Origin of the sequence: Sinorhizobium mexicanum, assembly GCF_013488225.1 — a bacterium.
GTDB classification, from domain to species: Bacteria; Pseudomonadota; Alphaproteobacteria; order Rhizobiales; family Rhizobiaceae; genus Sinorhizobium; species Sinorhizobium mexicanum.
Map to the genome: position 1 here is coordinate 997,037 of NZ_CP041238.1, position 14,319 is coordinate 1,011,355.

Annotated in this window: 11 protein-coding genes and 1 riboswitch; of the genes, 5 read left to right on the forward strand and 6 right to left on the reverse strand. The window is 60.9% G+C overall.

The annotated features are described in order from the left end of the window. Window positions 1-23 precede the first annotated feature (23 nt). Window positions 24-827: a MipA/OmpV family protein gene (locus tag FKV68_RS04640; RefSeq protein ID WP_180940361.1), complete on the forward strand. Its 804-nt coding sequence runs from the start codon at window positions 24-26 to the stop codon at window positions 825-827. Between the two features lie 169 nt (window positions 828-996). After that, on the forward strand, window positions 997-1,956 hold the full coding sequence (gene ubiA, locus FKV68_RS04645) for a 4-hydroxybenzoate octaprenyltransferase (protein WP_180940362.1): 960 nt from the start codon (window positions 997-999) through the stop codon (window positions 1,954-1,956). Between the two features lie 399 nt (window positions 1,957-2,355). On the opposite strand, the gene FKV68_RS04650 is transcribed toward ubiA, so the two are convergent. Then, window positions 2,356-2,922 carry a DUF6101 family protein gene (locus FKV68_RS04650; RefSeq protein ID WP_180940363.1) on the reverse strand — a complete coding sequence of 189 codons (567 nt, stop codon included), beginning with the start codon at window positions 2,920-2,922 and terminating at the stop codon, window positions 2,356-2,358. A 328-nt stretch (window positions 2,923-3,250) separates the two neighbouring features. Here FKV68_RS04650 and FKV68_RS04655 point away from each other — a divergent pair, with 328 nt between their 5' ends. After that, window positions 3,251-5,428: a DUF1217 domain-containing protein gene (locus tag FKV68_RS04655; protein ID WP_180940364.1), complete on the forward strand. Its 2,178-nt coding sequence runs from the start codon at window positions 3,251-3,253 to the stop codon at window positions 5,426-5,428. 50 nt (window positions 5,429-5,478) lie between these two features. Here FKV68_RS04655 and FKV68_RS04660 read toward each other — a convergent pair whose 3' ends face one another. The 3 genes from FKV68_RS04660 to FKV68_RS04670 form a co-directional block, all read right to left on the reverse strand. After that, a complete protein-coding gene (locus FKV68_RS04660; protein ID WP_180940365.1) occupies window positions 5,479-6,915 on the reverse strand; it encodes an FAD-binding oxidoreductase in 1,437 nt (478 codons plus the stop codon). A gap of 29 nt (window positions 6,916-6,944) precedes the next feature. Further along, window positions 6,945-7,919 carry an L-threonylcarbamoyladenylate synthase gene (locus FKV68_RS04665; RefSeq protein WP_180940366.1) on the reverse strand — a complete coding sequence of 325 codons (975 nt, stop codon included), beginning with the start codon at window positions 7,917-7,919 and terminating at the stop codon, window positions 6,945-6,947. A gap of 204 nt (window positions 7,920-8,123) precedes the next feature. Then, the gene (locus tag FKV68_RS04670) at window positions 8,124-8,723 is read right to left on the reverse strand and encodes a DUF6656 family protein (RefSeq protein WP_180940367.1); all 600 of its coding nucleotides are present in this window, start codon (window positions 8,721-8,723) and stop codon (window positions 8,124-8,126) included. 313 nt (window positions 8,724-9,036) lie between these two features. Continuing rightward, window positions 9,037-9,238: riboswitch (cobalamin riboswitch) on the forward strand. A 108-nt stretch (window positions 9,239-9,346) separates the two neighbouring features. Here FKV68_RS04670 and FKV68_RS04675 point away from each other — a divergent pair. Continuing rightward, window positions 9,347-10,591, forward strand: a complete 1,245-nt coding sequence (locus FKV68_RS04675) for an aromatic ring-hydroxylating oxygenase subunit alpha (RefSeq protein ID WP_180940368.1) — start codon at window positions 9,347-9,349, stop codon at window positions 10,589-10,591. 2 nt (window positions 10,592-10,593) lie between these two features. After that, window positions 10,594-11,685: an FAD-binding oxidoreductase gene (locus FKV68_RS04680; RefSeq protein WP_180940369.1), complete on the forward strand. Its 1,092-nt coding sequence runs from the start codon at window positions 10,594-10,596 to the stop codon at window positions 11,683-11,685. Window positions 11,686-11,697: 12 nt separating this feature from the next. On the opposite strand, the gene FKV68_RS04685 is transcribed toward FKV68_RS04680, so the two are convergent. Both FKV68_RS04685 and FKV68_RS04690 read right to left on the reverse strand, forming a co-directional pair. Further along, the gene (locus FKV68_RS04685) at window positions 11,698-12,759 is read right to left on the reverse strand and encodes a glycoside hydrolase family 25 protein (RefSeq protein WP_180940370.1); all 1,062 of its coding nucleotides are present in this window, start codon (window positions 12,757-12,759) and stop codon (window positions 11,698-11,700) included. A 288-nt stretch (window positions 12,760-13,047) separates the two neighbouring features. Further along, window positions 13,048-14,037, reverse strand: a complete 990-nt coding sequence (locus FKV68_RS04690; RefSeq protein WP_180940371.1) for a transporter — start codon at window positions 14,035-14,037, stop codon at window positions 13,048-13,050. Between the last annotated feature and the right edge of the window lie 282 nt (window positions 14,038-14,319).

The window sequence follows — 14,319 nt, forward strand, 5'->3', positions numbered from 1 at the left end:
AATGATTCACCCGGAGTTGTTCATTGCGTATCCGTATTGCTTTTCTTTCTGGAACAATTCTTCTGGTGGCCAGCGCGGCGTCGGCCGAAGACGGTCGCTTCATATGGTCGGGCGATTGGTATCTGAAAGTCGGTGCCACCGGCTTCATCGGCCCGAAATATGAAGGCTCTTCGGACCGGATGTTCCAGGCAGCACCGCTGGTCTCGCTCGGCAAAGCCGGCAGCAGCGTGCGTTTCTCGTCGCGCAACGACAATATGTCCTACGCGCTCCTCGATCACGGCGGGTTCCGGGCAGGCGTCGTGGGCAAGCTGATCTTCGAGCGTGACGAGGATAGGTCGAGCGATCTGAAGGGCCTCGATCCGGTCAAGTTCGGCGGCGAAGTCGGCGGCTTCGCCGAGGTTTATCCGACCGATTGGATGCGTCTGCGCGCCGAGGTCCGCCAGGGTATCCGCAGCCATCACGGCGTCGTCGCGGACGTTGCGGCGGACGCCTTCGTCGACATCAGCGACACGGTACGGGTTTCCGGCGGTCCGCGTCTGACGGCCGCGACGAGCGATTATTTCGACACATACTACGGTGTAAACAACAGGGAATCGGCTGCGTCCGGCCTGAGCGCCTATGATCCGGGAGGCGGCATCCACTCCGCCGGCCTCGGCGCTGCGATTACCTGGCAGGCGACCGAGAAGCTGGAGACCAGCGCCTACACCGAATACCGACGATTGATGGGGCCCGCCGCCGATTCGAGCCTGGTACGTGAACGCGGCAGCCGCAATCAGCTTCTGGTCGGGGTTTCCGCGACCTACCGCTTCGACTTTACGCTTCCCTGACGGCCGATGGCCCCCGCGTGTGGTCAGAAGCGCAAAGGACACTTATACCACTTTGAATTACTGCATGTTCTACCTTGAATCGGCTACGATTTAAGGAAACATGCCGCACCGATTGTGGAACGGAGTGCCGCCGCTTGACCGCGCGGCCCCGGGGAGCCAAACAGGAGCGATGAACACTTCCTCTTTAGATTCCGGCCGCGTTCACGACGCACCGTCCAACAACTGGGTTTATCGCGTACTGCCGCGCGTATTCTGGCCCTATGCGCAGCTTGCCCGCTGGGACAGGCCGATCGGCTGGCAGCTCTTGTTGTGGCCGTGCCTGTGGTCTGCCGCGCTGGCTTCGGCGACCGCGGCTAGCCTCGGCAGCTTCTCGGCAGGCCGTTTCCTGTTCCACGTTGTTCTTTTCACGGTCGGCGCGATTGCGATGCGCGGCGCCGGCTGCACCTACAATGACATCGTCGACCACGATATTGATATGGAAGTGGCGCGCACGCGGTCGCGTCCCCTGCCTTCCGGGCGCGTCACGCGTTTTCAGGCCAAGGCGTTCATGGTGCTGCAGGCTCTTGTGGGTCTTCTCGTCCTGCTGCAGTTCAACGGCCTCACCGTGTTCCTCGGCATTCTGTCGCTGGCGCTGGTGGCAATCTATCCCTTTGCCAAGCGTTTCACGGACTGGCCGCAGTTCTTCCTCGGCCTCGCGTTTTCCTGGGGAGCCGTGATGGGTTGGTCGGCGGAGTTCGGCGAACTCTCCCTTGCCTCCATTTTGCTTTATGCAGCCGCGATCGCCTGGACCATTGGCTACGACACCATCTACGCCTATCAGGACAGGGAGGATGACGCACTGATCGGCGTCCGTTCGACCGCCCGCCGGTTCGGTGACAATCCGCGGCCGTGGCTGATCGGGCTCTACGGATTAGCCGTCGTGCTGATGCTGCTGGCCTTTGTCGCGGCGGGAGCAGGCTTCTTCGCTTATGCGGCTCTTCTGATCGCAGCGGTGATGCTTGGCTATCAGATCCTGGTGCTGAATATCCATGACCCGTTGCAATGCCTGGCATTGTTCAAGTTCAACAGCGTCGTCGGCCTCATTGTTTTTGCCGGCCTTGTGCTGACGCTTCTCATACGCCTCATATGAAAAATCCTCCGGCTGGGTCCGGAGGACGTGTGGGCTTTCGTTCGACCGGCATTTCGGTCAAGCCAATCCATTGGCGGGGCCCCTTATGCCCAGCTTGGTCCGCTATCGGGCTTGCGCGGCTTGACGGCAGCACGCGCGCGGAAAGCAGCCCGAATGGCGATGAGGACTGCGAGCAGATGCTTGCGCATGCGATATCTCCTTCATTCGTGCCTTTGGCTATGGAGCGCATATGGCATGAAGAAGGCGAACCCACTGTTTCTGCGGTAACATTTGCCCGCAAGATGTGGAAAACCTCCACGGCAAATTTAACCTGCGTACGCGGGAGGCGGCATCGCAAAAGACGACGACCGGCCGCAGGGGCTCGGCCGGTCGTCGCACTGGAGTCGATGGGAGAGGAAATCAGGTCCGGGCGATGATCTCGCGCCCGTCGATTTTCATGTGAACGCCGAGTGTCCCGGTCGAGCGGCGCACGAGAAAGCGCGGGCGGCGCTCGGCGAAAAAGGAGTGACGGCGACGCGGTTTCGCCGGAGCGGTGCGGACATCGCCGAGGTGCTCTTCCAGCGGGCGGGCGACACCGTCGGCTTCGACCATCAGCATCGGGATGCGGTAGGCTTCCGCCCAGGCCCGCCAGTCGGCTGCAATGTCGGAAAGGTCGTGGGCGACGAGCAGCGGGATGCAAAGATCCGGATCGTCGTGATGGAGTTCGAGCGTCACTGTAACCTCCCCGTCGCCATGGTCGATGGCCCGCGCTGCCACACCCTTGAACGCTCGCGCAGGCAGGGCGATCGAAAGCGGCAAGCCGCTCGATGGTAGCACCTTGCGCAAAACAGCGCCACGTTCGTCAAGGCTGATGGTGACATTGCCGGCATGGCCGCGCAAGGCGTAGGTTGCATGCTGCGGAAAACGCTTCGGATCGAGCCTCAGTTTGTTTTCAACCCAAGCCGGTTGAGAAAGTGTGTTGCGCATTTCAATCGCCCTTGTTTTTCCTTGAGAGCCGGTTCCCGGTCTTCTCGTCGGGACTTTTCGTCCTCTATGGGCAGGAGGATAGGCAGCCGCTCTTCCGGACGGCTTAAAAATTGCGGTTAAAAAAACTTTGCGTCGCCCGATGGTTAGCAAAAGCCGACCCGTCAAGGTTTCTTCTTCGTCAACGAAATTGCCCGGATTTTTTTGAACCGCGAACGAGGGCCGGAAAAGCCACACACAAGTCTCCGGTGGCATGATGCGGCGTCAGAATTCCGTTTTGGCGGGCGCGGCCCGCCGGCAATCGACAAGAAGCAATCGACAAGGCGGCGGCATGGTTTCGACCTACATCGACTACAATCTCATTACCCGCGACATGAGGGCCAGTCTCAATCGGGTGTCGATCCAGCCGCTGGTTGCGCGCGAGGCCGAATATTATAAAGCGAATATCGGCAAGGTGACTTCTGTCGACGAATTTCTCGACGATTACCGCCTCTATTCCTACGCCATGAAGGCCCACGGCCTCGAGGACATGACCTATGCAGTCGCTTTCATGCGCAAGGTGCTCGAGAGCGACCTGAAGGACGACAACAGCTTTGCCAATCGCCTGACGGACGAACGGTACCGCAATTTCGCCGAAGCGTTCAGTTTTGGCTCGTCGACCGCGGTTGTGCAGACCGACGCCCAGACCGATGCGCTCATAGGACTCTACAGCGAGGCGATCGCCAACCAGTCGAACGTGCTCAATGCCGAAACGAGCTATTACAACGCGGTGATCGATACCGTGACGAATGTCGATCAGTTCCTTGGGAATGAACGCCTCAGGACCTATGCGATGAAGGCCTTCGGGTTCGATCCGAAATACACGTCCTATTCCCATTTGAGACAGATTCTGACCAGCGACGTCAACGATCCGAACAGCTACGTTAACAAGCTCGGCAGCAGCTCTGCGCTGAATTTCGCGAAGGCGTTCAATTTCCAGACCGACGGGAGCCTGCCCGCCAACACGCTGCCGCAGAGCGCGACGCAAAAGAGTGCCATCAACGAGAGCTACATCCTTAACGCCAGCGACCGCGTGACGTCGGCGGAGGCCCTGCTCAACAAGAGCTACTACGAGGCGAAGATTGGCAGCATCACGACGGTCGCCGCATTGAAGGCCGATACCCGCCTGTTCAACTACGTGGTGACCGCTTTCGGACTGCCGCCGAGCACTTTGACGACAACCGTCGAGAACATCCTGACCAGTGACCTCGACGATCCCAACAGCTACGCCAACAAGATGGGCGGCGAGTACAACAAGGCCTACAAGGCCATGGCAGCCGCCTTCAATTTCCAGACCGACGGGACGCTCGCGAGCAGCGACGGCGCGCAGACGGCAGCGCAGGTGGCCATAACGTCCGATGGTTATATGATCCATTACAACGACAAGGACGATGCCGCGGACGAGGCGCTGATTTCGCGTTTCAAGATGCTGATAAACGCGCTGACGAGCGTCGACAATCTGCTCAACGATCCCAGCATGATGACGCTTACGCTGCGCGCCTTCGGCCTTGAGGAGGAGGGGGACAGCGTCCGCAAGCTGAGGAAAGTCCTGACGAGCGATCTGAGCGACCCCGACAGCTATGCCAATTCGCTCAAGGACGAGCGTTACGTTAAGCTTGCCAAGGCGTTCAACTTCGAGCCCGACGGCTCGCTTGGCGCGCCGAAGCTTGCGCAATCCGAGGCCGAAATCCTGAATACGTCCAAGGCCTATGTCATCGAAAAGAGCCGCTTTGGCACCGACGAAGACAAGAGCAAGGCGCAGGAAGAGGCGAAATATTATAGCGCCGAGATCCAGAAGATCGAAACGCTCGACGACTTGCTCGGTAACCGGCGCCTGGTTGATTTCGTCCTTGTCGCCGCGGGCATCGATCCGGAGACCGTCGAGACCAGCTACCTCAGGGAGATGTTTCTCTCCGATCTCGATGACCCGGAAAGCTTCATCAACGCGCAGAGCGATACCCGCTATCGCGAGATCGTCGCTTCTTTCAATTTCGACATCGAAGGAAAGCTTGCGCGCGGAGAAGCAGGTCAGATCCAGACCCGGCGCGGCATCATTGCCACGATGGATCTTTACCTCAACCAGACGCTGGAAGAGAACGCTGGCGAGGACAATGCCGGTGTCCGCCTGGCACTCTATTTCAAGCGCATGGCTTCCGACGTCAACACGGTTTACGACCTTCTTGCCGACAGCGCCTTGATGCAGGTCGTCAGAACCGCCTTCAGCATCCCGCAAGAGATGGCAAGCAGCGACATCGATATTCAAGCCGAATACATCAAGCGTGTGATGAACATCGAGGATCTCCAGGATCCCCAGAAGCTCGAAAAACTCCTGCAGCGTTTCACCGCGCTTTATGACGTCGAGAACAACACCGATGTCTCCCCGGCCGCCACCATCCTGTCCGGCAGCGGTGGTTTCGGCATCAGCGCCGACACGTTGATGCAGCTGACACAGCTCAGGATGGGTGGATGAAGAACGTGGCGGGCGCATTCGCCCGCATCGGCTCCATGCCCTGGAATCGATCACACAGACCTTGCGCGCAGCACCTTGTCGGGGTTCATGATGCCTGCCGGGTCGAAAGCATGCTTGATCCGCTGCATCAGATCGATTTCGATCGCCGGGCGGATCTCCGCAAGCTCATCGCGCTTCAACTGACCGATGCCGTGCTCGGCCGAGATGGATCCGCCATGCGTGAGCACGATGCCATGGACGATGGCGTTTATCTCGCGCCAACGGTCGAGGAAGGCCTGTTTGTCGGCGCCTACCGGCTGGGAAATGTTGTAGTGGATGTTGCCGTCGCCCATGTGGCCGAAGGCGCATATGCGAGCCCCGGGTATCGCTTTCATGACGGCGGCATCGGCCTCAGCCATGAAGGCAGGGATGCTCGACACAGGCACCGACACGTCGTGCTTGATCGACCCGCCTTCCGGTTTCTGTGCCGGCGACATGCTTTCGCGCATGTGCCACAGCGCCTTGCGCTGCATCTCGTTCGTCGCAATCACCGCATTTTCGACAAGGCCATCGCTGACGCCCGCTTCGAGCACGCCCTGTATCATACGCTCCGCGCTTTCCGCGGAATCCGAGGTCGAAATATCGATCAGCGCGTACCAGGGATGGACTGTCGCCATCGGGTCACGAACGCCCGGAATATGCCGGGAGGTGAACTCTATGCCGATCCTCGGCATCAGCTCGAAACCGGTCAGCGCCGGCCCACAGAGGCTCGAAGCCCGATCGAAAAGGGTAAGCGCATCCTCGACGCTTTCAAGGCCCGCGAATGCGACTTGATGGCCAAGCGGCTTCGGGAACAGCTTCAACACGGCGCCGGTGATGACGCCGAGCGTTCCTTCAGCACCGATGAAAAGGTCTCGGAGATCGTAGCCGGTGTTGTCCTTCTTCAGCCGGCGCAATCCGTCCCAGATTTCGCCGGTCGGCAGCACCACCTCCAGCCCCAGGCAGAGCTGGCGCATATTGCCGTATGCGAGCACCGCCGTGCCGCCGGCATTGGTCGAAAGATTGCCGCCGATTCGGGCAGAACCTTCCGAGCCGAGGGATAGCGGGAACAGGCGTCCGTTATCGTCCGCGGCCTTGTGGATATCCGCTAAGATGCAGCCGGCATCGGCCACGATGACGTTGCCGACGGGATCAACGTCACGGATGCGGTTCAGCCGCTCGAGCGAAAGAACCATGTCGGATCTTCCCTCGCGCGGAATCTGGCCGGCAACATGTCCGGTATTGCCGCCCTGCGGGACGATCGCGGTGTGGGTCTGGCTTGCCAGGCGCATGATGCGCGAGACGTCCTCGACGGAGCCCGGTCTGAGAACGAGCGGGGTGGTGCCGTGATAGAGCCCGCGTGACTCGACGAGATAAGGCGCGGTCTCCGCCGGACTGCTGAGCGCATTGCCGCTGCCGACGATGTCGATGAAAGAGGCGATCAGTTCGGGAGAAAGTATTGTCGTCATGATCGTTCCCTCGTTTTCCGACGAATTGTTCAGCCTCTGGGCGCTGCTGCCCGCTGCAGGCGGTCGATGATCGCCTCCCCAAGGCCTTCTTCCGGAATGCGGCCGAAGGCGATCGTCCGCGCGCCGCTCGCATCCGCTTGCTTCATATAGTCGAAGAGGTTGGCGGCCGCCTCGCGGAGGTTGCCGCCGGGGCTCAAGTCCAGCACGATGGTCGCTTCGCCCTCGCCGGGAAGCGGCCTGCCGCCGAAGCGGATCAACGCTTCTCCCGCCTGCACGTCTTCCGCATTCAATCTTACGGCTGCGCCCGGAGCGTAATGCGACGCAAGCATCCCGGGCGCCTCGATCGTCGCGCCGGCGCTTTCGGGCCGCATCACCACGCACCCCGTCAGGTTCTCGATCTCTCCGGCGTCCAGGCCGCCGGGTCTGAGAAGCCGCAGCGTGCCGTCCTCGACCTTGATGATCGTGGACTCAAGGCCGATTTCGGCCGGGCCGGCATCGAGGATGAGTTTCAGCTTGGATCCGAGGTCAGCTTGCACATGGGCGGCGCTGGTCGGGCTGATTTTGCCGGACGTGTTGGCGCTCGGCGCCGCAAGCGGGTGTCCGAAGCGGGCGATTACCTGGCGTGAGAACCCGTCGGGCATGCGGATGCCGAGCGTATCGAGCCCGGCCGATGCGAGCGAATGTACGGTGCTTTCCGGCCGCTGCGGCAAGATAAGGGTCAGGGGACCAGGCCAGAAGGCCTCCGCAAGCCGGCGCGAAATCGGGTCAAACGTCACATGCGCCTCGGCCATCGCCATATCCGAGACATGGCAGATCAGCGGATTGAAACGAGGTCGACCCTTCATCTCGTAGATGCGGCTGATCGCATCGGGATTTGTCGCGTCCGCCGCAAGGCCATAGACCGTCTCCGTCGGGATCGCGACCGGCTCGCCCTCGGAAAGAACGGCGCGGGCTTGCTCGATCGCCCGATCTGGCTCTGTGCGTGTATCGATGATTTCGGCCATGGCGGTTCCGTTTGCCTTTCCGTCGCTTCCTTAACGGACGTGCCGGAAAAACAGAACGATTTTCTTCGTCAATGCATGTCGCCCAAAAGTGCGGAGCGGTTTTGGGACAACGACATGCACGAAACAAGGAGCGCATGTCGCCCAAAAGTGCGCAGCGGTTTTGGAGCACGACATTTATAAGAACAATGCCCGACCAAGCATGGGTCAAAGGCTGCGAATGATCTTGCGCAGTGCGTCGTCGCGCGCGCCCAGCATCAAGACGTTCTTCAGTGCCACCTTGGGATCCTGCGTCCGGAAGATCAGGCCGTTGCCGCGCACATTGCGATTGATGACCATCTGCCCTTCGTCGCCGCCGGGTTCGATGGCCACGGCGAAGTACATCCGCGAATAACCCCTGTGTATTCGATCGAAGAAATGCGTCTCGTCGCCGAGATCGGAGAAGAAGTTCGCGAAATAAAAGGCCCAGGTGATGTCGTGGGAGCGCTCGAGATGCGTTTTCGCGGCCGTCACATGGCAGTAGCCGAGATGCGGACTGTTCGGGAGGGTGCGGTGAAAGATCATCTTCGGAAACTGGATCGAAGAATGGAACGCGTTGATGCGCTTGTGGGTCGTCTCTCCCGCCGCCGAAAGCTTCCGCCCCGTTTGCTCCGCGACCTCCTCATGCGTCAGGTAGCGACGCTGCCCGGCTATCCAGGGCCGTCGGCGGTCGATCCGGCCGGTGCGGAGGAATTCCGCGTGGGGCGTGGCCTTTGACGCGGCAACCGGAGCTCGCGTGCCGGTGTCATAATATCTGAGTCTTGCCATTGGCGCCGGCGCCGTCCTTGTCCGCGAAACGAGTTGATCCGTCCCGGAATGCTAGCCCTTCAGGGTTAACAGATGATTTTTTATTGCCTTTCGTCGGCGGCAAGCACTCCGGAGGATTGTCGCAAAATGACCAGCTCATTTCGTGCCGGAGATGACGCTGGTGAAAAAATCGCCAGCTGCCTATGTTTTCAGCTATCACATTGTTTATAATAAAAAATATCAATCATAGTATAGCGGAATGACGAGCGAATATCGTGTCGTCTTTCTGGAAGAGGATGTCGTCAATCGGCAAACGAAAAGGCGCTGCGCGCGCTTAGATATCGACACTCAAGGTGCCGCTCCCAGGGAGGGCGGAGAATTGGGAAGCCGGTCAGATCCCGGCGCTGCCCCCGCAACGGTGGTGGAGCGAAAGCCACGGCAAAAGGCCACTGGACGGTGTGTCCGGGAAGGCGCCGGGCGGGTCCCTCTTGGGGCCGCTCCAGAGCCCGGAAACCAGCCTTGGGACGAAAAATCGACCGTAACTGGTTGCGGCGGGCAGCCGGATCGGAGCCTTTGATGCGCCGGCACTATCGTCGGCGTTGGTTCCTGTCCTGCCTCTCCGAACTGATGAAAGAGGACAGGACATGGACATTCAGAACGATATGCTGTGCCGGCTGGAAACCCGCCGTGAGGGCCATAGCCTCGACCGGGCCTTCTACACCGACCCGGATTATTACCGGCAAGACCTCGAGCACATCTGGTACAAGGACTGGCTCTTTATCGGTCACGACTGCGAAATTCCGCGGGCCGGCAACTACTTTACCGTTCAGGTCGGCGACTATCCGATCGTCGTTGTCCGCGACCGGCAGGGAACGATCCGGGCGCTCCACAATTCCTGCCGCCACCGCGGCTCGCGCGTCTGCACGCAGCACAAGGGCTCCTCGGCCAAGCTCGTCTGTCCCTATCACCAGTGGACCTACGAACTGGACGGAAAACTGCTTTTCGCGCGGCAGATGCCCGAAGGCTTCGACCCGGCTCAGCACAGCCTGAAGCCGGTCCGTTGCGAAACGGTTGGAGGCTATATCTTCATCAGCCTCGCCGACGAGCCGATGGATTTCCAGGCGTTCCGCGAGACGGTTGCTGGTTATCTCGCGCCGCATCGCCTTGGCGAAACCAAGGTCGCCTATGAGAGCACGATCGTCGAGAAGGGCAATTGGAAGCTTGTCTGGGAGAACAACCGCGAGTGCTACCACTGCGCCGCCAACCATCCGGAGCTTTGCCGCACCTACCCCGAGGCTCCAACGGTGACGGGTGTCCAGGGCGCGATGGACGACCCGGAGATCGGCGCCCATTGGGAAAGGTGCGAAGCGGCGGGCCTTCCGAGCACGTTCAGGATCGCGCCGACCGGCCAGTTCCGGATGACGCGGATGCCGCTCATCAACGGCGCCGAGAGCTACACGATGTCCGGGCATGCGGCCGTGCGCAAACAGCTTTCGGCGGGCATCAACCAGCGCGCGATCGGCACGCTCTTGCTCTTCCACTACCCGACCACCTGGAACCATGTGCTCGGCGATCACGCGATCACCTTCCGTGTGCTGCCCCTTGGCCCGGAACTGACGCAGGTCACCACCAAATGGCTGGTCAGCAAGGATGCAGTCGAAGGTGTCGATTACACCATCGAAGACCTTACTCATGTCTGGACAGAAACCAATGACCAGGATCGCCAGATCGTAGAGGAAAACGCCTTCGGCATCCGCTCGCCGGCCTATGAGCCGGGCCCCTATTCGACCGAGCACGAGGGCGGCGTGATGCAGTTCGTCGAATGGTACTGCAATTTCATGCAGAACCGCCTGCAGGGCGATGCCGCTCCTCTCTCACGGGTGGCCTGATCATGGAAATGGGTTCCTCTTTTCGCCATTTCGATGAGTTGCATCCGTGGATCGATCGGCAGCATCTGCTCGAATGCATATCGGCCGTGATCGAGACTGCGGACGTGATGACCTTCACCTTCCGTTCGGACAAGCTGGCCTGGTTCCGCTATCTGCCGGGGCAGTTCGTCACGCTTGAGCTGCCCGTCGGCGAGGAGCCGGTGATGCGCACCTACACGCTGTCATCCTCGCCATCACGCCCGCTCTCGGTTGCCGTCACCGTCAAGGCGCAGCCGGACAGCATCGGTACGCGCTGGATGTTCGACAATCTGAAGCCCGGCATGAAGCTGAGGGCGCTCGGGCCGCTCGGGGATTTCAGCTTCGTTCGCCATCCGGGTGAGAAATACCTGTTTATCTCGGCTGGCTCCGGTGTGACGCCGATGATGTCGATGACGCGGTGGATGGCGGACTGCGCGCCCGACATGGACGTCACTTTCATTTCCTGCGCGCGCCGGCCGGAGGATCTCCTGTTCCGCTCAGAGCTGGAGGTTCTCGCCCGCCAGATGCGGCGGCTCAATCTCGGCTTTCTCGTCGAGGGCCATGAGGCGCGCCACGGCTGGCATGGACTGCGCGGTCGCATCGATGCGACGAAATTGCCGCTGCTCGCGCCGGATTTCCTGGAGAGGACGGTCTTTTGCTGCGGGCCCGAACCCTTCATGCGCAGCGTCAGGGAGATGCTGAAAGGCGCCGGTTTCGATATGGCGCGCCATCACGAGGAGAGTTTCCAGCCGGCAGCCGCGCCGGCGGCCGAGGAGCTCGCGGTGCGGGCCGGCGCGGGGCCGGGCACTGCGGCCGAGGCACGCGTCTCCTTCACCATGAGCGGCAAGGACGTGACGGTGGTGCCAGGCCAGACGATCCTGCAGGCCGCCCGCGCCAACGGCGTCAGGATCGGCGCCGCTTGCGAGGGCGGCATATGCGGTACCTGCTGTGTGATGAAGGTCGCCGGCGAAGTCGAGATGAACCACAATGGCGGCATTCTCGATGACGAGATCGAGGAAGGCTACATTCTTGCCTGCTGCTCGCGGCCACTCGGCGACGTGCAAATCGAGGCGTGACGGGCGGGCCCTTCAGCGCCGCTCGGGCTGCTGGGGCAGGTGTACCTCGGCAGCTTTGACGGCGATCGAGCCGGTGACGGTCATGTCAACGCCGCTGCCCGATTTGCTCTCGGCCGTCGCGCGGCTGACGAGCAGGGCAGGCCGCCCGAGCGAAGCTACCGCCTTGGCGCTGGTCGCCGCCGCGCCGCGCGTCGCCGCAGCAACAACGGTCAGCACCGGCGGTTTCTCGGGCAGAAGTGCCCCTTGCGCCCAGATGGCCCTTAGCGCAGGAGCGGGCATGGGAGCGACGTTCACGTCGATATCGTCCAGCGTGCCCGGCACCCGGTAGGGGCAGCGCCGCTTGCCGCAATTGTGTGACGAGGAGAACTGCCAGAGGGCATAACTGTCCCAGTTTCCCATCGGAAAGACGTTGCGGATGTCCGGCTTGTAGCGGGCGTACCAGAGCGGAAGCCGCGACAGCAGCCGGTGCTTGTAGCGGTTGGCGGCGATGTATTTCGCGGTGATGTGATTGGTGTAAAGGATAGGGTAGCGGCCGGTGCGGGCCTTGATATGCCCGGCGAAGATGGCTGCGTCTTCCAGGGACATGTATTTTTCCGGATCGATTCCCTCGATGTCGAGGACCATCACCTCGTCGTCGCGGGGGCTGGCATAGTCGAGGAAGTGATTGGCCTGGTCGACAGGATTGCCAGGCCGGGCCATGTGATAGGCCCCCCAGAGCAGGCCATACGCCCGGGCGATCATTCGGCGCGTCTGGTAGAGCTCGCGGCTGACGGCGTACTTGCGCCACATCGTCTTGCAATGGGCGACCGTGTCGCCGCCGTGGTCGCCGGTGCAGGAGAAACTTTCGGGCAGGCCGTCGGAGGCTTTCGCGATGAAGCCGGCGATGCGCTTGTCCTTCAGCAGCGCTTCCCAGTCGATGCTGTTCATCTCATAGGCATCGACGATGATGGCGTTCTGCCGCTGTTTCCAGGGTTCGAGATCACGCGCGTGAAGATTCACCGCCGCGAAGGTCAGACCCAGAAGGGCCACCAGGCGCAAGATCGTCCCCGAGATCGAGAGTCCCCGCTTTTCCATTCACTGAGATTGCCGACATTAGCGTTAAAAGGTCGTAAATCTCAGCCCCGCCTCGATCCTGCGCGAGACGAACGCTCCTGTACACAGACCTCCAGCAGAAGCGTCATTGGCAGATTCGGCTCTGGATTGTGGTGCTACGGCGCCGGTCCGGTCGGGAAATCCCTTGGCGATATGGTTTTCCATCTCGCGATCCATGCCTTAAGTTTCACAATGGCAAGGCGCAATCGTCGGCTGCATGTTCCAAAAAGAGGGAGCAGAACCCGGTCCATATCCTTCCGCAACAGCGTGCTACAGAATCCCGATCCGGCGAAGAATGAGCCAGGCAAGTCCCATTGAAAAGGCGATGATCAAAGCCGCGTAGAGCGTGCCGCTTCCATCGGCGAAGGGCAGGGTTCCCGTGTTCATGCCGAAGAAACCCGTCACCAGCGTTGGCGGCAAGAGAAAAGCTGTCATCAGCGACAGGATATAGAGATGCCGGTTGGTCTCCGAGGAAATCTTGCTGTCGATTTCCTCGTGGAGAAGCCTCGCGCGTTCCTGGAGCGCGAAGACATCGCGATCAACTGCCTCCAGCCGATCTGAGAGTCGCTCTGCCGCGTCGATGAAACCCGGCGGCACCTCGTCCTCCTCCGATGCCCCGGCCCGCCGCAACAGGGCGAGAATGGTCCTGAGATGCCGATGGAGCCGCACCACGGTCCTGCGCAGCGGCGCCAGTCCGGGCTGCTGCCTATGACCAGCCTCTCCGTAGACATGATCCTCGATGATGTTCAGTTCTTCGGTCAGCTCCAGGACGAGGGTGATGAGCGTGCGCTGGAACTCGACCACGAGCATCTCGAAAAGATCGATCGGCCGGCTGCATTTGGCGCTCTTCTCGACGGCAGCCTTCACGCGGTCGAGGCTGCGCAGCGGGTGCAGCCGCGTCGTGATGATAATCTTGTCGCTCACTGCAAAGTGCAGCCAACCGATCGTCTTGGTAACCGCGTCGAATGTGCGCTCGAAATCCACCAGCGTTCCGTGGACGACGTCCTCGGAAACGGAGATCGCTGCCTGGGTATCATGGCTGGTCAGCGTGGCAATCGCCGACTGGGGCAGTTTGCTGATGCGTTCGATCAGGGCGGGCGTGCGTGCATCGCTGAGTGCCAGGTGCAGCCATACCCAGCCGTCGCCCGCAGAAAGGTTGTCGATCGAAGAGTCGGCCCCGATGCGCTGGCATCGGCTCTCCCCGGGTATGAAGCGGTAGGCCCAGACGAGGCCCGGTATCTCGGGAGAAATCAGGTTCATCGCAGCGCCTTGGCTACAGCGCCGCGTGTCTGATCAGACGCACCAAGGTCGCTGTAAAGCTTTGAATTGCCGTATGTCTGCTTAAAGCGAGGTCGATTTATGCAGACATGCAGTAAGCAATCCGGACTCGGCTTCTAATCCCGCTCGATGACAGTTTTGTTACAATCTCGTCAACCTGCAGCCGGCCGCAATTGACGTTGACGTTTACGTAAAAATCAATAGTCTTCGGTTCGAAAGAAGGACGCGCGGCGTGGTCCATGACTACGGCCGCACGGGGAGGAT